This is a genomic window from Enterococcus silesiacus, assembly GCF_001886225.1.
Lineage (GTDB): Bacteria > Bacillota > Bacilli > Lactobacillales > Enterococcaceae > Enterococcus_L > Enterococcus_L silesiacus.
Genome location: NZ_JXLC01000067.1, coordinates 1 through 608, shown reverse-complemented (window position 1 = coordinate 608; position 608 = coordinate 1). Strand labels below are relative to the sequence as shown.

The window sequence follows — 608 nt, the reverse complement described above, 5'->3', positions numbered from 1 at the left end:
AGCATAGAGTAAGCCTCTACCTGATTTTCCATAGATATCTTTAATTACTGAGGTTAATTTGATTCCAGCATTCTGCAAAACCATGTGACCGCGATTTTTTTCCCGATTCAAATCTTCCACTAAATGTTTGCGGTAGCGGGTTAAATCTCTCAGTTCTTGAATGGGTTCTGGTGGAACAAAACTTGTAGGGACGACTCCTAATCGAGTGAGTCGCGCAATCCATTCCGCATCTTTCATATCCGTTTTTTTTCCTGGAATATTTTTGATGTGACGAGGATTCGCCAACTGTAGCTCAAAATGATTCTGTAAAATTCGCCAGACACATTTCCAATAAACGCCCGTGCTTTCCATGCTTATGTGTGTGACTTCGTAAGAAGTCAACCAATCAGACAAGTCAAAAAGACCACGAGTTGTCGTGTCAAAACTACCAAAGAATTTTTCTGGTCGTTTTTTCCCTTCAGTAGAACGAATAATACAAGCAACAATCACTTTTTGATGGATGTCTAATCCAGCACAACAAGAACGAAGTACATCTTCCATTTTTACCATTCCTCCTTGAAAAAAAGTACAGAAGGGGCTATTCTACTTATAGAAACGATTTATTTTTA

At 38.7% G+C, this 608-nt stretch carries 1 protein-coding gene; it reads right to left on the bottom strand.

What is annotated here, in order from left to right:
• Positions 1 to 540: IS110 family transposase (locus RV15_RS18415; protein ID WP_139243070.1), on the bottom strand; the 540-nt coding region annotated here is incomplete at its 3' end.
• Positions 541 to 608: the final 68 nt, after the last annotated feature.